The organism is Heliobacterium chlorum, from assembly GCF_014502795.1.
Lineage (GTDB): Bacteria > Bacillota > Desulfitobacteriia > Heliobacteriales > Heliobacteriaceae > Heliobacterium > Heliobacterium chlorum.
Genome location: NZ_JACVHF010000001.1, coordinates 42,665 through 60,844, shown reverse-complemented (window position 1 = coordinate 60,844; position 18,180 = coordinate 42,665). Strand labels below are relative to the sequence as shown.

Below are 18,180 nucleotides of genomic sequence, written 5' to 3'. Positions count from 1 at the left end.
TATCGCTGAATACCTTGGGGGTCGGCATACCCTCAAGGGTCGCCCTGGCACCCCTATTTATCAAAGAGGCCGCCCTGTTTGCGGGTCTTTACGCCGGGACGGGCAAAAACGGGTCCGCTTTGTCCATCTTTAGCTCCTTTTTTATGTCCCTGGTTGGCGCTTTTTGCTTTTTTCTGCTCTATGATCTTGCGCATCAGATCCATATTTTTGTCGTTGCTGTTCTCACTCATCGGTGTTTTCCTTTCTCTTTAAAACGTTCAGTTATAGTACCTGATCTTTGTTATTATATCATCCCAAGGGCCTGCTGAAATCCTCTCAAAAAGTGTCTCCCTCTAATTCCCTGTTTACTTCTAACCTATTTCGCGTTAAAATGGCTTATCTATCGAATTTGACTCATGAAAGGCGGTACAGGGATGAACGGTACAGAAGTGCGTTCCTATGTTTTGTCTCCTGAGGAATTGAAAGAGCTGTGGGACCGCCTCGGTAAACCCGGTGAGGTGGCTCCTGGCGTGAAGGCACCGAAAAAACGCAGTAAAGCCTTCGTTCCCCACGCCGACAACACAGAAGAATAAATCATCCAAGTATCGCGATACAGCCTCGGCACCTGCCGGGGCTGCTGCTTTTTAAATATCACTCCTAGGGTTCTCCATTGGAATAAATGTTATATATTGACATTCAGACCTAAGAGTTATAAGGTGATTATGGAAAAATATATTGTGCTCAGAACCTGTTGAATCGCACCGGAGGTGACCCTCTGTTTGGACGACGATTTGCGCTTGTTAGATATCTCCATCTTTTCGGACTTAGATCGCGTTAATCGAGCCAAGTTACTCCCTGAGTTTGAAGAAGTTCATATCCCCGCAGGACAGGTGATTTTCTATGAAGGTGATCCGGGGGATGCCTTGTACATAATCAAGGAAGGTTGGGTATCCGTCTATCGTGAACGGGTAAAGGGTGAAAACCCGTTGATTCTAGCCCAGTATGGACCTAGAGATTGTTTTGGAGAACAGTCTTTGCTCTCCGAGGTTTACCGAACAGCGACGGCGAAATCATTGACTCCATGCCGTCTCGCCCGTTTGTCGAAAGAACGTTTTGACGAGCTGCTAAAAAAACATCAGAGCCTCTCCATCGCTCTGGCTAAACTGTTATCACAGCGACTGGCGATTCGCTCCGGTCATGATAACCCTCCAGCAGATGATGCGGAGGAGAACCATCCGCCGCATCTAAGGCACCTATCGGCGGTTCCTGATTATCCTCTAGATGCCGGTGGTTCCATTTGGTTCGAACTTATCAATAACAAAAAACCCCTGCTCATAGTCTTGTTCACCCTTATTCTAGGGAGCCTTCTATTTTTTTGGTTAAACTCCATCGGGATGAGATCGTCCCATATCGCCCTGTTAGAGATCATTTGGGCGTCGACGGTCTTCTGGTCTTTTAACCTTTTCTCGCCCCATGCGATCGCCCTCGCTCTGCCCTTAGCGGCGGTACTTTTAAAGGCGACGACACCTGCCGTGGCTTTTGCCGGCTTTTCCAATACGTCCTGGTTCCTCATCCTCGGTGTATCGGCTTTGACAGCAGGAGTTTTCCGAACGGGACTGCTATACCGATTGGCATTGCACGTGGTTTTACGCTTCCCTCCGAACTATGTGGGGCAGACCTTGGCGTGGGCCATAGCCGGCACATTGCTCACACCGGTAATCCCTTCTTCCAATGGACGAACATCCCTCATCGCACCGATGGTCGCTTCACTGACAGAGACGTTGCGTCTCCCCAACTGCAGCAATGGCTCCACTGGGTTGACGATGAGTTGTCTCCTCGGCTTTGGTCACATGTCATTTTTGTTTATGAACGGAGCCGCTGTCTGCTACCTGATCCTTGGTCTTCTTCCTCGAGAAGTGGCTCAGTCTATTTCATACGGGACCTGGTTTTTCGATGCTGCACCGATGGGGATCTCCTTTCTCATTTTATCTTTCCTATCTATTCTTTTTCTATATCCGCACAAGGAGAATCTTCAGTTCAAACCCGATATTGTTGCGGCTCAACTGAAAGTGTTAGGACCTATGACTCGGGAAGAAAAAGTCTCTTTTCTGGCGATCAGCCTGTCTCTTCTCGGATTTCTAACCCAATCATGGCATCATGTCGATGGTGCCTGGGTTGCTTTAGCGAGTTTCCTCATTCTTTATAGCTGTTCCGTGCTTACTGACAAGACGATTCGCTCTGATATTGATTGGGGTTTTCTCATCACCTTCGGTTCCATGCTCGGATTTGGCAACGCCATGAAAGATAGTGGGTTGACGGAGGCCTTATCCCATTACCTACAACCGCTTTTGGAAATGTTCATGGGCAACCAATTAACCTTTTTGCTGTCCCTAGTCATTTACATCATGCTGCTGCGCTTCATCCTCCCGATCACGCCTGCACTGCTGGTCGGTATGTTGACCATCATGCCCCTTTGTAATGCCATGCACGTAAGTCCTTTTGTCGTAGGTCTTGTTTTGCTATTGTCCAGCAATCTTTGGTTCTTACCTCATCAAAACATCATGTACTTGACGATGTTAGATGAAACGGGAACCGGAAAAAAACTGTTTGAACACCGTCAAACACGTAATCTGGCTTTCCTCTATTGCATCGTCTGTTTGCTATCTGTCAGTCTATCTGTTCCATACTGGGAAATGGTCGGCCTGATTTATTAAAAAGGCATAGAAAAAAGAGTGGACCTGCGCTAAAACAGATCCACTCTTTTTTCTTTTTTACAAGAACATCGGGCGATAATTTCTGTTATTCATCTATCCCGTTTTCGGTCCCTTCTTCGCGCTTCGGCGGGCGAGGTCCATAAAACTGATAGTAGTTGCACTGGATGCGCCCGTTGTAGAGCTTGCGCTTTTTATCGGCTCGGCGGCCAAAAAAGCGTTCAAACTGGGGATAGGCCGTCAGTACCAGATAAGACCATGTATCTAAAGCGCCAAAGACTTGACCCATTTCCCGGTACAGCTTTTTCACCTCATCTTCTTCGCCGAGTCGCTCCCCATAGGGAGGATTGCAGATGATAAAGCCGTATTTGTAGCGGGAGCGGAGCTCAGCCATCGGCTGGCGCTGTAGATGAATTTTCCCTTCTACACCGGCTTGACGGGCGTGGTAGCGGGCTAAGCTGAGCACCTTTTCGTCGATATCGGTACCAGTGATACGCAGCTCCCGGTCCCGCTGGGCCAAGCTCTGGGCTTCATCGCGGGCTTCCTTCCAGCGCTTCTCCGGGACGTTCCCCCATTTTTCCGCAGCGAATTCACGCTGTAACCCCGGCGCCAGGTTCAGTCCAATCAGGGCAGCTTCAATCGGAATGGTGCCAGACCCGCAGAAGGGGTCGACGAGCACCCGGTCATGACGCCAGGGGCTCAATTGGATCATGGCCGCCGCCAAGGTCTCTTTTAACGGGGCTTGTCCCACCAACTGGCGGTACCCTCGTTTATGGAGACCGGAGCCGCTCGTGTCGATGGTCAACGTAGCCATATCTTTCAGCAAGGCCACTTCGATCGTGTACCGTGGACCCTTTTCGTCAAACCAAGAGCGGTGATAAGCTTGTTTCATCTTCTCCACGATCGCTTTTTTGGTGATCGCTTGGCAGTCGGAGACGCTGAACAGCTTGGAACGGACCGACTTGCCTTCCACAGGAAAGTTGGCGTCCTCCGGGAGCCAATCGGGCCAAGGCAGAGCTTTTACTCCTTGAAATAGTTCTTCAAAGGTCGTCGCTGGGAATGCGCCAACCTTGATCAGCACCCGGTCTGCCGAGCGCAGCCAGAGATTGCACCGGCAGATGGCCGATTCATCGGCAGTGAAGGTGATTTTTCCATCCTCGACGGTCAATTCTTCGTAGCCCAAGTTGCGCAGTTCACGGGCGACGACCGCCTCTAACCCAAAGGCGGTCGTCGCGATGAGTTCAATTCGTGCCAAATCATTCACCTGCATTCCATCATATGACTGTAGTATAACACAAGTTTATCCAGCAAAAATCGAAGGAGTGGATTTTACCTCTTTAGGATGTGCTGAAATAGGAAAAGAGGCCGCCCGAGGGCTAGCCCCTTTATTGTTCCTGGTACCAGACATCCGATGTAGACAAGGGGTTTTCCATGGTCGTGAAGATTCGAGCCAGGAGTTCCTTTTCGTAGACTAGTGGATACATCCGCAAACTGGCCAGTAATCCCGATGCGGGAGCCCGGACCTCCTCTTCCAACTGACCGGTTAAGATGTTCAAGATTTGTCCCATCGGTTCTCCTTTACGTAGCATCGATCCGGCTTGGACGAAGGGGCGAAAGATACCTGCCGCCTGGGACAGAACCAGGTGAGTGTTCTTCCGTCCGAAGGTGGGGATTTCGAGAGGCGGAGCAGGCGGCGGTCCTTCCAAGATTTCCGTCGCCAACATGTAATCGATGAGCCCCTCGTACATATGGTTCACGATCACATCATCGATTTGACGAGCTACGCCAAGCATGAGAATGCTCGTTGAAATGCCGGATTCCTTCCAATGGTATGAGAGCTGCGTTTTGTACAGCGGTGTCAGTTCCCTTTTCAGCACATATCGGCAGCGCAGATAAGAGGCCAATTCCATATCTTTTTCGTTTTGGGAAAAAACCCTGACATGAGGAATCTCATAAAACTGCTCATTGGAACCATGTACATCGAAGGCGTAGTGAGAATCACGGGTCCCTTGGAAAACACCGTCGGCGATACGCTGCGTCGTCTCACCGAGATTGTAGCCTGGAAACATGCGGTTGATGTCGGTCCCATCGAAGGGCCAGTTGCGGTTGGCAAAGTTAATGCCTGGTACATTGACGATGGGGATCAATCGGACCGTCCCCCGCAGGTTAAAATGAGGTTCCATGCCCCGAACGACGCGCTCTAAAAAAGCAGCGAGCCGGGTCAATAAGTATGTAGCGCTGATTTCATCACCGTGCATCCCCGCAACTAAGGAGATGATCGGGCCATCCCCGCTGCCTCGAAATTCATTTTTATATAGAACCATCGGTTCCCGAAAAGGGATATTCAGTTCCAAAATGGGCTCAAGCATGACAGCCACCGTCCTCTCCAGCAGACTCTATCGACATAGGCATCGGTTTCGGCGGCAATATCAAGCGGGCCACCAGGGAGCCTTCATAGACGACTGGATGCTCTCTTAAAGTAAAGAGCAACCCTTGACGTGGGCTGGTGATGACTTGTAAGTCGTTCCCTTTTAGGGGATCGACGATCCGGCCGATCACATCTCCTTCATTGACCCACTCGCCAAATATACTTGGTTCAGCGACAAACAAACCCGATGCTTCCGCATTGAAGTACCAAACCTCATTGTCATACATCCGTCGAGGCTGACAGACGAAGGGTAGTTCCTCTTCCGGCAAGCGCAAGATGTCTAAATCCTGCAGCAAGCGAATCAGCCCCTTCATGAGTCGCTCTGAATAAATCGGCTTGAGTCGCTGTCCGATGCCCATTTCCACAACCAACGTGGGAATATTGCACTCATTTAAATTAGTGGCTAATGTCGTCTCTAGCACCGTAGAAGTCCCATGGAGCCAGATGATATCGACATTGGCCTTTTCCGCCAGCGGCAGCAGACAAGGGGCATAGCTCTCCTGCATACGAATCTGGGGCATCTCCAGCAGAAAGCTGTTGCTAGCATGGATGTCCACTACCAAGTCGGCACCTTTTAAATCTTCAAGCAGTGCATGAGCCGCTTGTAGAGGCACATGGCCTTCCCGGTTTCCGGGAAATTGGCGGTTTAAGTCTACATTGAAAAAAGGCCAAGAACGAGTCAAACTGCCTAAGCCCAGAGAGTTCACCGATGGATAGATATCGACTTGCCCCCGAAACCGTTCTGGGTATTTTTCGCGCAATTCTTGCAAAAATCGGTTCATGAGATAGCACGTATACAGTCCTTCTAACTCGTCGCCGTGAATTCCGCTCACGATCGCCGCTCGGGCCGTGGGACTGCTTTTGGCAGGGCGGAGCACGTTTTTTCGGATGCTAAACTGATCATGGGCAGGCATATGGATCGTCAGGATTTTCTGTTCCATTCCTAAGTCCTCCTTTATGGAACGACTTGAACATCGACCGTGACTTGCAGTTCCTGTGAGGCGGAACCCCGATAGACACCCTTGAAGGGGATGATGTCTCGATAATCGCGACCGTGGGCGATTTTTACATAGCAAGGGGTGATGGCTGTGTTGTTTGTCGGGTCGATCCCCTTCCAGCCTTGTCCCGGCAACCAAGTCTCTACCCAGGCATGAGAAGCGCCGCTTCCCCGTAATGAGCCGTCGCAGGGGATATATCCGCTCACATAGCGTGCAGGGACGCCCGAAACCCGGAGGATAGCCGCCATTAAATGGGCGAAATCCTGGCAGACGCCGCTTCCGACGGTTAAAATCTCTTGAACGGATGAGTGTACAGCAGTCACATTCTCCTCATAATCAAAATTCCGGTAGAGTCTATCGGACAAACGTAAGATCTCTTCCCATCCGCCTTTTTTGAAGTCAAAGTGCTCAGCCATCTGACGCACATCTGGCAAGAAACGACAATAAGCGGTCTCCATCAGCCATTCGGCATGGCTCTGTGCTACATCCACTGGTGAGGTCCTTTCCAAGACCTCCGGGATCCTTTCAGACGATGCATGGTCGTTCGTCTCCACCAGAGATTTGGCCTCAACGATCAATTCAGCATGGGGATTGGGAAACCACATGGTATGAAAGGCGTTGCCAAAAGCGTCGCGATCCTCCCAAAGGGCGGCTAAGGGATACGTATTCAGTTCGAAGTTCAGCAGATGCTGGCGTCCATCCTCGCAAGGCATGAGGCGAGCTTTGCTGACGCCATCTTTTACTGGCTGGGAGTATCGATAGTGGGTAGTATGGAGGATGCGCAGACGAGTCAAAGATCTTCCTCCTCGGCGAAGAGGAACCGGTTTATCGCATTTCCCACTCCATTGTTCTCTACGATAAAGTCCAAAAGAAACTGATGGATTCCTCGGTTCTCCATCTCTTCAACTGTAATGTGACGCAATCGCATTTCAAGTCGTTCCATCAGGCAAATCGGTTCTGGAACGCCTTTTCGATTGGGCAAAGCACATCGAGCCGCCGCCAAAGCCTGACGAACACAGAAGATGAGAGAACGCGGAAATTCCGCTTGTTGGATGAGGTAACTCGTCACTTCCCGCTGGGTGATCTGACCACCCCAGATACTCCTGTATGGCTCGTAGGCGCTTACTGATTCCAGCACTTGCAGCCAAACATCCTCTTGGTCTGATCGGGGCTGCAGGTTCACCACGTCAAGGATACGGGCAGTCTTGTCGGCTCGTTCCAGATAACGGCCTAGTCGCAGAAAAGCTCCGTCTTCGCCATGAGATATAATTGCCTCTATCATCCCTTGCAACATAAAGGATCGTCGTTTGATCAGGTTGAGAAAGACATAGGCCGATTTTTCATTGACCTTATTGATGCAGGCACGCACTACCAAATAGAAACTGTTAATTTCCTCATAAAATTCTCTCGGCAATCGTTCCCGTACAGCCGAGGCGTTCTCCCTGGCTTGACGAAGACACATGTAGATGGAGTTCAGGTTCATTTGACTAAAGGTGAAATATTGAAATACTGTGGCTGCATCGGCAAGAGAATAGTGGCGGTAAAAATCGTCTACATTTCCCGCGACGGCCACCAGCGGTTCCCATAGAACTCCCTCTCCGGCAAAGGGTCGGATGATATTTACATCTAATATTCGCGCATTGTTTTCCGCTCGTTCAATGAAGCGGCTCATCCAGATCAAATTATCTGCATGTCGGCTGTTGATCAAAACAATCGACCCTCTCGATTTTTTCTTATTTCTATTCGCCTATTGTTTACACTACCCAAGTGTCCTTGCTTCCGCCTCCTTGCGATGAGTTCACCACAAGGGACCCTTTGGGCAAGGCGACCCGAGTAAGACCACCGGGAATGACCACTTCTCCACCGATGACGAAAGGTCGCAAGTCAATATGGCGTCCTTCAAAATCCCCGTCGACGAAAGAGGGATGTTGGGAAAAGTTGATGGTCGGTTGAGCGATGTAGTCCTTCGGTCTTTCCATCATTGCAGTGGAAAAAGCATGAATCTCCTCTTCTGTCGCTCTAGGGCCGATAAGCATACCATAACCACCGGCACCATTTGTCTTTTTTACGACCATTTGATTGATGTTTTTCAGCACAAAAGCACATTCATCAGGATCGTCCAGACGATATGTAGTGACGTTATCCAGAATTGGCTTTTCATTTAAGTAGTAGCGGATCATCTGCGGAACATAGGTGTAAATCGCTTTATCATCGGCAACTCCAGCTCCGGGTGCATTCGCCAATGCTACATTCCCGGCGCGGTAGGCGCTCATTAATCCGGCTACACCCAGCACAGAGTCAGGGCGGAAGACGAGAGGATCTAAAAAATCATCATCAATTCGCCGGTAGATAACATCGACTTTCTGCAGCCCATGGACGGTCCGCATGAAAACCTGGTTATCCATCGTCAGAAGATCGTTCCCTTCGACGAGCGGGATACCCATTTGCTGAGCTAAAAAGACATGGTCATAATAAGCGGAGTTGTATTTACCTGGTGTGAGCAGCACCACCGTTGGGTGGGCTCGTTGCCGTGGCGACAGGGAGTGCAAATACCGACCGAAAAAACTTAAGGAGGGCAAAATCGGTCGAATCGGATATGTCCGGCATAGATCGGGAAATAGACGCTCCATAAGACGACGGTTCTCGAAAATATAGCTGATCCCCGAAGGAACTCGGAGATTGTCTTCCAGCACGACGTATTTGCCAGAGGGATCTCGGATGATATCGATCCCCGCCAGGGTCACATATTGATTGCCAGGGATATTGAGCCCTTTCAAAGACCAGCAGAAATCTTGATGGGTCACCACCAGTTCTCGAGGTACGATGCGCTCATGCAAGATTTCTTGGTTATGATAGATGTCGTATAAAAAAGCGTTCAGTGCCCGTACCCGCTGAAGACAGCCTTGCTCAATGACGTTCCAATCATCGGAAGAAATCAATCGAGGCAATATGTCAAAAGGGAGTGTCCGTTCTAAACTGGAGGACTCTTGATAAACCGTAAAGGTTACCCCCATATTATGTAACATGTGTTGTGCCTTCCAGTAATACTCTCCAACCGTCTGTGGGGACAATCGCTCAAAATAGTGGAAGACGTTCTCATAGAGCGGCCGGATACAATCGCCCTTTGAAAACATTTCATTGTAACAGTTGTCCTCGATCCGACTTTGAAACATGATGCACCTCCTATAATTGAAAAAAAAAGAAACCATATCAATTGGATTGATAGGCTTCTTTGCCTGGCTAGGAGAATTTAGAGCTTAATATGATTTTATTGGCAGATTTACACCGGCATTCAAAAGGAATTTCACCATCTTCGCCAAAGGTGTTAAGTGTATTTTTGGAATTGATGTTTTCCTTTGACTCTATTATATTACCATTTAGCGAAGAAACGTAGTCCTTTTTTCGTTTTTCCTCTTGATATCTCCGAAATTACTTGTTTGCCTGATAAATTAATAAAGCCTATGGAGCGGGACTGGAGATTCCCGATCCATAGGCTCTTGATCAAAGGGTAAATTGTTCGACCTCACCTTGAAGTTGCGCTGCCAATTGGTCCAATTTTTTTGCCTGTTCAGCCATTTCTTCTACTGTCTTCGATTGCTCATCGGCAGAGGCGGACACTTCTTGAGTAGAGGCAGCCGATTGCTCAATGATCGCTGAAATTTCTTCGATCGATCTCAATACTTGCGTTGAGTTCGATTTTAAACCATCGAACACTTCTCGAATTTGGTGAGCATCGGATTCGGTCGATTCGACGTTGGCGACGATTTGTTTTAAAGCTTCCCCGCCATTTTGGATTAACGATACTTGCCGGTCAAAGGCCGCTAAATTCTCTTCCATGGCGGTGACTGTTTTAGCCGTATTTTGTTGTACATCTCGAATCAGTTGAGTAATTTGATGAGCTGCATCCCGGCTTTGTTCGGCGAGCTTGCGGACTTCGTCAGCCACGACGGCAAATCCCCTGCCCTGTTCTCCCGCTCTTGCCGCTTCGATGGCAGCGTTTAGGGCTAGCAGGTTTGTTTGGTCAGCGATTTCTGTGATCAAATTGCTTATGCTTCCGATTTCATCTGACTTTCGCCCAAGATACTGAATAGAACGAGTCGCTTCGGTCACGCTGGCATCGACGACCCTTAAATGTTCAACGGCCTCATTTATCGCTTCCTGACCTTTGTGAGCGACTCGGGTCGATTGAGCTGCTTTAGCCAGCGTATTCTCTGCTTGCCGATTTCCCTCTTGTACCTGTTCTACCGACTCTTTCATCATCGATAAGATGACATTGGCCTGTTCCGCTTGGGTCATCGTTCCTGATGCCACTTCACTGACGGTGATACTGATTTGTTCTGCCGATGCTCCCGTATGCTTCACCTCTTGGGATAACCTTTGCGAAAGTCCGTATACATGCTGAGATGTTTCCCCGACTTGACGGATTAACTGGCGTAACTTCGCCACCGTATTTTCAAGAGTTTTACTCAATTCACCGACTTCATCTTCGTGGACCGTCTCAATATGTATACTTAAATTTCCTTGGCCCACTTGTTCCATATCTTTTTGCAATAGCCGCAACGGTTTAATGATCATTTGGCTGATGCTGATCCCGATAGACGTGTTCGTTATGATGGCAAGAATGATAGCGACGGTGATCAAGATATGAGCATTTTTTCGTTTTGCTTCGTTCTCTTTATTGAGACGCTCTGCGATCGTTTGATTATAGAGAGACAATTCGTCAATGGTTTTGTTGATCTGAACAAGTTGATTTTCCGTAGCTTTGTAATACTGAAAAGCATCTTCTTTTTGTCTGCCTACTGCCTTGTCGATAATTTTCTGCCGTTCCCGGTGATAAGCGATAAGCTGAGATTGGAATGTTTGTAGTTTCTCTTTAATTTCCGGATCAGTATTTTTCGTACGGTAATCGTACAAAAGTTTGTCAATTTCCAGTTTTTTATCACGGACATCGACCATGATCCGGTCCTTCTCCTGGCGGTCATCAGTGAGAATCAAACGTACCATATCCGCTTCCATTTGGTGCAGGTCTACAGCCACTTTGTCAAACCACTGGATCGGCAATAGTCGTTCATTATACATTTCTTCAGACGTATCGCCCATATTTTCCATGTTCACATAACCGGTTACTCCCACCACGAGTAAAAAGAAGACACCCCACAACATCTGGGCGATCATCTTATAGCGGATACTCAGGTTACAAAACCATCGATACATGCTTTTAATGAAGTTGAAGAGAATCAAGACAGTTCCTCCATCTTACTTTCGGTTATTAAGGAATTGTCGGTTGGGATACCTTGGGTGGTGTTCCGCTCATTGAGCTTAAAAAAGCCACTAAAGCCAATTCCTCGTCTTCTGTTAATCCGAGAGGCTTGATCCGGGGATCTTTGTTCGGGTGTGCATTTCCACCCACATTATACAGGTGTACTACATCTTCCAGCGTAACTTCCGAACCATTATGTAAGTAGGGTCCCGTGAAGTTAAGTCCTCGAAGACCGGGCGTACGGAATTTTCCACGGTCGGCTTCATTATGGGTGACGTTGTATCTACCGAGATCTTCTGATTTCGTTCCTACATTATAGTAGTTATTGTCCGTCAAGTTGGGCCCATGATGACAGGAATAACAACCTGCTTTATTGATGAAAAGTTCCATACCTTTTTTCGCCTGAGGAGTAAGGGCGTTATCATCACCAGCTATGTAGCGGTCGAAGTCGGAGTTGTTGACGACAATCGTTCGTTCAAACGCTGCGATAGCTTTGGCAATATTTGAGGCGGTAACCTCTTCTCCAAAAACCTTTTGGAATTGGTCTACATACCAAGGCACTGCCTTCAGTTCCCGTACCAGTTCATCTATGTTCTGATTCATTTCTGCCGGCGACTGAATCGGACCTAATGCTTGTTCTTCTAGGCTTTTGGCACGGCCGTCCCAAAAGTTCTCTTGATAATAGCCTGCATTTATGATCGTCTGGCTGTTTCGACGACCGATTCCTTTGTTAAATCCGACAAAAGTCGTTAAGTTATCAGAAAAGCCTAGTTCGGGGCTGTGACAACTAAGGCAGCTTAATTGGTTATCCCCAGATAAGCGGGAATCATAAAATAAGGTTTTCCCCAACTGGATTTTCGCTTCTGTCATCGGGTTATCGGGAGGGACTGGGATTGGTCCCAGCGGTTCAAAACGTTGCATATAGTCATGGTCTGGAAAGGCCGTAGTAGAAACCCTTTCTTCCTTATGCATTGTTTTACCGACAAGGACGACGGTTAGAAGCGCCACTAATCCACAGATCCCAAATATATAATATCTGAGCTTATTCAACCGATTTCATTCCTTTCCACTTTTGCCAACCTTAAGAAATGAATAATAATTCCTTTAAAATTTAAGTAACGCTACAATTGATGAATTTTTTCACCTCCTCGATAATGATTAACGTAGCGATTTATTTAATCTGTATGCTTCCCACACTCATTTTGTAAAGGGCATCATTTGAGAATGATAACTAAAACTTAGTATAGCACATGATCGGTAGTAAATCGGATTAGATCTCATTTTCATTTATATATAAAAAAGAGGCTCTCCAATAAAGAGAGTCTCTTTTACTGTTCCAATTATTTTTGAATTTTCACGGGTGTTCCCACCGAAACCAGGGGATAGATCTCTTCTACATCTTGATTCGTCAAACCGACACAGCCATAGGTCCAGTCTTTACCCAAATCTAACCTCGTTCCGCCATGAATACCGACTCCACCGCCCAAAGCGGTCCGCTGAGGCGGCGTTGTTTTATTATTGATAGCGTTGATAATTTCGTTACGTATCTGTTGATCGATCAGTCCCTGTGTCAATCCCCGATCGGCATCTTCAATGTTCGGATAGCTGAGTCGCATCCAGCGGGTACCCAAGTACTCGTCAGCAGGATCGAGAACCAGTTTCTCTGTAATGTATAGGTTGCCTTCTGGTGTCTTATGATCTCCGGCGACAGCCTTATCGTCAAGACCCCCATCACCCAACTCGTTATGGTACGTTTTCAATGGTATGCCATCCGATAATACAGTAAGGGTATGGTCAGATTTATCTACAAAAATAGTCAATGTGGAGGGAGCAACAGCTTTCGCTTGTACGATTTCTCCCAGTGATTTCTGCGGAATGACCAGCACCTGACCGGGAGTGATTAGATTGGAAGATAGATTGTTGTTTTGTTTCAGGCTGTCAATAGAAATGCCATATTTGAGAGCGATAAAATAAAGGGAATCGCCCTTTTGAACCAGATAAATATTGGGGCCACCGGACACTGCAGGAACGTGAAGTGTTTGTCCTGTGTAGATCATATCGCTGTATAGGCCATTGGCACCTTTGAGAACATCCACGGAAATACCGAAACGGATAGCCACTCGGTATAGGCTGTCCCCTTTTTGAACGGTATAAAGACTGGGGTTTGCTGCCGCCGCATCGGCCCGTGACGACAGAAAAGTGAATCCGCCAAGCAGTAATAGTCCAGAAAGCACAAACGAATAAAGATGTTTTCGCTTCAATTCATGGCTCCCCTTTCCGATTGGATTTGCACCATTTATACGGTGTTATTTCAGTGCCATTGCACAAGTCTATCATAGGGAGCATGCTTTTTCATTAGTAAATAACAGGTAGTAACCTTATTACTTTAAAATTCGTATGTAACCTTTTTTTCTTAAAATTCATATCTCACTACATTGAATTTATTTTCTGTCCATTACAGTGTACCTGCGAAGGATGACAGGGATCTGAAAGATAAAAAAACTGCCGGAATTTATCCGGCAGCCACATCGTGTACCACAAGGGACATTTATAATCTTTGCTTAATCTTGGAAATCGTAATTATTACCACATATTTAGGCAGGATAAGTTACGACATTTCCGTTTTCGTCAGTGCCTTCTTTGGCGATCTTAAAATCGACTTTCGCCTGTTTAGCCAGACGCTCTTCCAAGAAGGGCATCGCCACGTTCGGGAAAATGGCATAGGACACAACATCCTGCTCTTTTTGCATGACACCGGCAACGGCCTTCCGCGCATCTTCCATTTCGGGAGGAATAAGATCGGCCGGACGGCAATGGATGACTTCGTCGTTACCGACGATTTTCTTCCGTACTTCTTCCTTCACCGGTGCAGGCGGTTGACCGTAGAAGCCGCGCATGTACTGCTTGACTTCGTTGGTCGCCATCTTGTAGCGCTCTCCGAGCAATACGTTGAGGGCTGCTTGGGCGCCAACGATCTGGCTGGAAGGAGTGACGAGCGGAGGGAAGCCAAAGTCTTCCCGAACACGAGGCACTTCGGCCAACACGTCAGGCAGCTTATCCAGCGCGTTTTGCTGGGCCAGCTGGGAGAGGAAGTTGGAGATCATGCCGCCAGGAACCTGATAGACGAGTACGTTCGTGTCTGGGGTGTAATCAGTCAGGTCGAATTTGGCGTATTTCTTCCGAACATCTTTATAGAAGTCGGAGATCTCCTTCAATTTGAGCAGATCCAGGTTGGTTTCGTAACCAAGGCTTTCCAGAGCGGCCACCATGGTTTCGCAAGCCGGTTGCGAAGTGGACAGAGACATGGAGGAGATGGCTGTATCGACGACGTCGGCACCAGCCTCAATCGCTTTGACATACATCATAGCGCCCATCCCGGAGGTGTAGTGGGTATGGACCTGGATGGGCAGGCCGACCGCTTCTTTGACCTCTTTGACGATCTCGTAAGCGGGGCCGGGGGCGAGGATGCCGGCCATATCTTTGATACAGATCGAGTCGGCACCCCGCTCCGCCAATTTCTTAGCGAGTTCAACGTAGTACTTGACGGTATGGAATTCACTGATGGTGTAGCAGAGCACCCCTTGCACATGACCGCCGTACTTTTTCACGTACTCCATGGCTTTTTCCATGTTGCGGGCGTCGTTCAGGGCGTCAAAAATCCGGAAGATATCCATACCGCCTTCACAGGCGTACTTGCAGAAGGCCTCGAGAACATCGTCGGCATAGTGTTTGTAGCCTAAGATGTTCTGACCCCGCAGCAGCATCTGCAAGGGAGTCTTGCAGCGTTGCTTAATGGTCCAGAGGCGTTCCCAGGGATCCTCGTTCAGGAAGCGCATGGTCGTATCGAAGGTGGCGCCACCCCAGCATTCGAGGGAGTGGTATCCGATGGCATCGATTTTGTCGATGATTGGAAGCATATCTTCGATTTTCATCCGGGTCGCGAGCAAAGACTGGTGGCTATCGCGCAGTGTTGTATCGGTGAATTTGATTACCCGTTTCTTATCCATGTTCGACTCCTTCCTGCCCTTCGGCTGGGTCGATGTTCCTCTTTTCCGGTTACTCAATGACGACCAGGACCTCGCCGGCGCTTACTGCCTGACCTTTTTTCACACGGATCTCGGCAATAGTACCTGCACGATCAGCCTGGATTTCGTTTTCCATTTTCATGGCTTCGAGGATCAATACGGTTTCGCCGGCCTTAACAACATCGCCGACGTTCTTCCGTACATCTAAGATGGTGCCGGGCATGGGAGCGGTCATTCCGCCGCCGCCAGCCGGAGCCGCTTTCGGGGCTTTGGGAGCCGCAGCCGCCTTCGGCGCTGGAGCGGCTTTCGGAGCCGGAGCAGCGACTCGGGCAACCGGAGCAGTTGCAACAGCCGGAGCAGCCATGGCACCTTCACCGGGAATTTCTTCGACTTCTACATAGAACATTTGGTTGTCAACGCGAACCTTGAATCTTTTCACAAATATTTCCCTCCCGCTGTCAGGCATTCGAGCTGCGATCTGCCTGGCAATCTCCTCTACCGGAGTTTCATTGTCTCGTTGCCCCAAGGCTTCTGCAAGACCGGTAATCTTCCAGTCAGTTCGGCCAGTCCAAGCGGAGCGAGGTGTTCCTTGACTGCCGACAATTCTTCCGCGCCTGCGCATGCTGGACATCTGGTATCCGATGGCGGACATGACGGCGGCGACAGCTGCTTGACGTCGACGTGTACGATCACGATTCAGCATGTTTTCGTTACCCAACCCCTTTCCCAAAGGGAGGTGATTCCACCTCCAGGAGCTTAGACCGGGATGTTTCCGTTTTTCTTACGCGGCCGGCTCTCGCGTTTGGTTGCCAGGGCGTCCAAGGCGGCGATCAAGCGACTGCGAGTTTCCCGCGGATCGAGGATGTCTTCCACATAGCCACGAGCACAGGCGATAAAAGGATTGGAGACTTCATCACGGTAGCGATCAGCCATCTCTTTGCGTTTGGCGATGGGATCTTCCGCCGCTTCGATCTCTTTGCGGTAGATGATGTTCGCAGCGCCATCAGGACCCATAACGGCGATTTCCGCTGTCGGCCAGGCAAAGACCATATCGGCGCCAAGGGGTTTGGCACACATGGCCAAATAGGCGCCGCCATAGGCTTTGCGCAGGATGATGGTAATCTTCGGAACGGAAGCTTCCGAATAGGCATAGAGCATCTTAGCGCCGTGGCGGATGATGCCGCCGTATTCCTGATTGGTGCCAGGCAGGAAGCCCGGTACGTCTTCAAAGGTCAGCAGAGGGATATTGAAGGCATTGCAGAAGCGGACAAAACGAGCCAGTTTGTCGGAGACATCGATGTCCAGGCAACCGGCGAGTACTCTCGGCTGGTTAGCCAGGATACCGACGGGACGACCGTTCAGGCGAGCAAAAGCGGTGATGCCGTTCGGTGCGAAGAGCGGTTGAACTTCAAAGAAGGAACCGGCGTCAACGATGCGCACCAGCACTTCCCGAATGTCATACCCTTGGTTCGGGTTATCGGGGACGATGGTCATGATTTCTTCCGGTTCGCCTTCCGGACCGACGGGATCTGCCATGGGCGGCTCTTCCATGTTGTTCGAGGGCAGGTAAGACAGGAGAGTTCTCATTTGCTCAAAGCATTCCAGTTCGCTTTCAGCCATGAAGTGGGCCACACCGGACTTTTGGTTGTGGGTCAGAGCGCCGCCCAGTTCTTCCGGTGATACGTCTTCACCGGTAACCGCCTTAATGACTTGCGGTCCGGTAATAAACATGCGGGAGATGCCATCGACCATGAAGATGAAGTCGGTCAGGGCAGGCGAATAGACGGCACCGCCGGCACAGGGGCCGAGGATGGCAGAAAGTTGAGGCACGACGCCGGAGGAAATAGTGTTGCGGTAGAAGATGTTGCCGTATCCTTCCAAAGCGTCCACACCTTGTTGAATCCGAGCGCCACCGGAATCATTCATGCCGATGCAAGGAGCACCGTTTTTCAGGGCCAGGTCCATCACTTTGCAGATCTTGTCAGCGTGGGCTTTCGACAAGGAGCCCCCAGAAACGGTGAAGTCTTGGGCGTATACATATACTAAGCGACCATCTACGGTACCGTGACCGACGACGACGCCTTCACCAGGGTTTTCCAGCTTGTCAAAGTTACTTTCGCCGACAAAGACACCGATTTCGGTAAAGGATCCGGGGTCTAAAAATGCTTCGATCCGTTCCCGGGCGGTTAACTTACCGGATTCATGTTGCTTTTCAATCCGTTTTTTACCGCCGCCCTGTTTGATCTTCTCACGATATTTTTCCAATTGCGCCAAACGCTCTTGCATGCTCAAGGGATTGATCCCTCCCAAATCTTCAATACGCCTGTTTTGGTTGATTTATGTGGTCCGATGAGGATCCTATTTTAATTTTCCGGGACGCTGGCAAAGTTCCACCAAGTGACCGAAGGTGCCTTTCGGATGGAGGAAAGCAATGTCCGCACCGCCGGCACCACGACGGGGTTTCTCGTCGATGAGACGCACACCGGCTGCTTTCAGTTCAGCCAGCTTGGCTTCCAAGTCGTCGACGCGATATGCCACGTGTTGGATACCTTCACCGTTTTTCTCGATGAATTTGGCGATAGGACCTTCCGGATCGGTCGATTCGAGCAGTTCCACTTCTGCATCACCGGAAGGAAGGAAAGCGACGCGCACTTTTTGTTCCGGCACCTCTTCGACGGAGGTACACTTGATGCCGATCACATTCTCGTAAAAGGCGATAGCCGCCTTCAGATCCTTCACAGCGATGCCGATATGATCAATGTGCAGAATTTCAGCCATC

16 protein-coding genes are annotated in these 18,180 nt (G+C 49.2%); 2 read left to right on the top strand and 14 right to left on the bottom strand.

The genetic code is table 11. The features are described from left to right. Positions 1 to 53: 53 nt before the first annotated feature. Positions 54 to 230: a hypothetical protein gene (locus H1S01_RS00270; protein WP_188038138.1), complete on the bottom strand. Its 177-nt coding sequence runs from the start codon at positions 228 to 230 to the stop codon at positions 54 to 56. A gap of 183 nt (positions 231 to 413) precedes the next feature. Here H1S01_RS00270 and H1S01_RS00265 point away from each other — a divergent pair, with 183 nt between their 5' ends. Beyond that, positions 414 to 572, top strand: coding sequence for a hypothetical protein (locus H1S01_RS00265; protein WP_170291732.1), 159 nt, complete (start codon positions 414 to 416; stop codon positions 570 to 572). Between the two features lie 186 nt (positions 573 to 758). Next, on the top strand, positions 759 to 2,693 hold the full coding sequence (locus tag H1S01_RS00260; RefSeq protein WP_188038137.1) for an SLC13 family permease: 1,935 nt from the start codon (positions 759 to 761) through the stop codon (positions 2,691 to 2,693). Positions 2,694 to 2,778: 85 nt separating this feature from the next. Here H1S01_RS00260 and H1S01_RS00255 read toward each other — a convergent pair whose 3' ends face one another. The 13 genes from H1S01_RS00255 to mce all read right to left on the bottom strand — a co-directional run bounded on the left by H1S01_RS00255 (position 2,779) and on the right by mce (position 18,179). Continuing rightward, on the bottom strand, positions 2,779 to 3,945 hold the full coding sequence (locus H1S01_RS00255; RefSeq protein WP_188038136.1) for a THUMP domain-containing class I SAM-dependent RNA methyltransferase: 1,167 nt from the start codon (positions 3,943 to 3,945) through the stop codon (positions 2,779 to 2,781). A gap of 130 nt (positions 3,946 to 4,075) precedes the next feature. After that, positions 4,076 to 5,059, bottom strand: a complete 984-nt coding sequence (locus H1S01_RS00250) for a M14 family metallopeptidase (protein WP_188038135.1) — start codon at positions 5,057 to 5,059, stop codon at positions 4,076 to 4,078. Beyond that, positions 5,052 to 6,059, bottom strand: a complete 1,008-nt coding sequence (locus H1S01_RS00245) for a M14 family metallopeptidase (RefSeq protein ID WP_188038134.1) — start codon at positions 6,057 to 6,059, stop codon at positions 5,052 to 5,054. The genes H1S01_RS00250 and H1S01_RS00245 overlap by 8 nt, the downstream gene beginning before the upstream one ends. Before the next feature lie 14 nt (positions 6,060 to 6,073). Then, on the bottom strand, positions 6,074 to 6,910 hold the full coding sequence (locus H1S01_RS00240) for a transglutaminase family protein (protein WP_188038133.1): 837 nt from the start codon (positions 6,908 to 6,910) through the stop codon (positions 6,074 to 6,076). Further along, positions 6,907 to 7,824 carry an alpha-E domain-containing protein gene (locus tag H1S01_RS00235; RefSeq protein WP_188038132.1) on the bottom strand — a complete coding sequence of 306 codons (918 nt, stop codon included), beginning with the start codon at positions 7,822 to 7,824 and terminating at the stop codon, positions 6,907 to 6,909. The genes H1S01_RS00240 and H1S01_RS00235 overlap by 4 nt, the downstream gene beginning before the upstream one ends. 46 nt (positions 7,825 to 7,870) lie before the next feature. Then, entirely contained in the window at positions 7,871 to 9,289 is a 1,419-nt protein-coding gene (locus H1S01_RS00230) for a circularly permuted type 2 ATP-grasp protein (protein WP_188038131.1), read from the bottom strand. 328 nt (positions 9,290 to 9,617) lie between these two features. Further along, on the bottom strand, positions 9,618 to 11,357 hold the full coding sequence (locus H1S01_RS00225) for a methyl-accepting chemotaxis protein (protein ID WP_188038130.1): 1,740 nt from the start codon (positions 11,355 to 11,357) through the stop codon (positions 9,618 to 9,620). A gap of 28 nt (positions 11,358 to 11,385) precedes the next feature. After that, positions 11,386 to 12,426, bottom strand: a complete 1,041-nt coding sequence (locus H1S01_RS00220) for a cytochrome-c peroxidase (protein WP_207732115.1) — start codon at positions 12,424 to 12,426, stop codon at positions 11,386 to 11,388. A gap of 290 nt (positions 12,427 to 12,716) precedes the next feature. Continuing rightward, positions 12,717 to 13,637, bottom strand: coding sequence for a L,D-transpeptidase family protein (locus H1S01_RS00215; protein WP_188038129.1), 921 nt, complete (start codon positions 13,635 to 13,637; stop codon positions 12,717 to 12,719). 333 nt (positions 13,638 to 13,970) lie between these two features. Beyond that, positions 13,971 to 15,383, bottom strand: a complete 1,413-nt coding sequence (locus H1S01_RS00210; RefSeq protein ID WP_155475695.1) for a pyruvate carboxylase subunit B — start codon at positions 15,381 to 15,383, stop codon at positions 13,971 to 13,973. 49 nt (positions 15,384 to 15,432) lie between these two features. After that, on the bottom strand, positions 15,433 to 16,131 hold the full coding sequence (locus tag H1S01_RS22225) for a biotin/lipoyl-containing protein (protein WP_341478997.1): 699 nt from the start codon (positions 16,129 to 16,131) through the stop codon (positions 15,433 to 15,435). 26 nt (positions 16,132 to 16,157) lie between these two features. Next, a complete protein-coding gene (locus tag H1S01_RS00200) occupies positions 16,158 to 17,693 on the bottom strand; it encodes an acyl-CoA carboxylase subunit beta (RefSeq protein WP_188038128.1) in 1,536 nt (511 codons plus the stop codon). A 66-nt stretch (positions 17,694 to 17,759) separates the two neighbouring features. Next, positions 17,760 to 18,179, bottom strand: a complete 420-nt coding sequence (gene mce / locus H1S01_RS00195; protein ID WP_188038127.1) for a methylmalonyl-CoA epimerase — start codon at positions 18,177 to 18,179, stop codon at positions 17,760 to 17,762. Position 18,180: the final 1 nt, after the last annotated feature.

What these genes read in the sequence shown, in the direction of transcription:
- H1S01_RS00245 (WP_188038134.1), bottom strand. Translation starts at nt 6,059, where the DNA reads ATGGAACAGAAAATCCTGACGATCCATATGCCTGCCCATGATCAGTTT.
- H1S01_RS00230 (WP_188038131.1), bottom strand. Translation starts at nt 9,289, where the DNA reads ATGTTTCAAAGTCGGATCGAGGACAACTGTTACAATGAAATGTTTTCA.
- H1S01_RS00210 (WP_155475695.1), bottom strand. Translation starts at nt 15,383, where the DNA reads ATGGATAAGAAACGGGTAATCAAATTCACCGATACAACACTGCGCGAT.
- H1S01_RS00270 (WP_188038138.1), bottom strand. Translation starts at nt 230, where the DNA reads ATGAGTGAGAACAGCAACGACAAAAATATGGATCTGATGCGCAAGATC.
- mce (WP_188038127.1), bottom strand. Translation starts at nt 18,179, where the DNA reads ATGGCTGAAATTCTGCACATTGATCATATCGGCATCGCTGTGAAGGAT.
- H1S01_RS00250 (WP_188038135.1), bottom strand. Translation starts at nt 5,059, where the DNA reads ATGCTTGAGCCCATTTTGGAACTGAATATCCCTTTTCGGGAACCGATG.
- H1S01_RS00265 (WP_170291732.1), top strand. Translation starts at nt 414, where the DNA reads ATGAACGGTACAGAAGTGCGTTCCTATGTTTTGTCTCCTGAGGAATTG.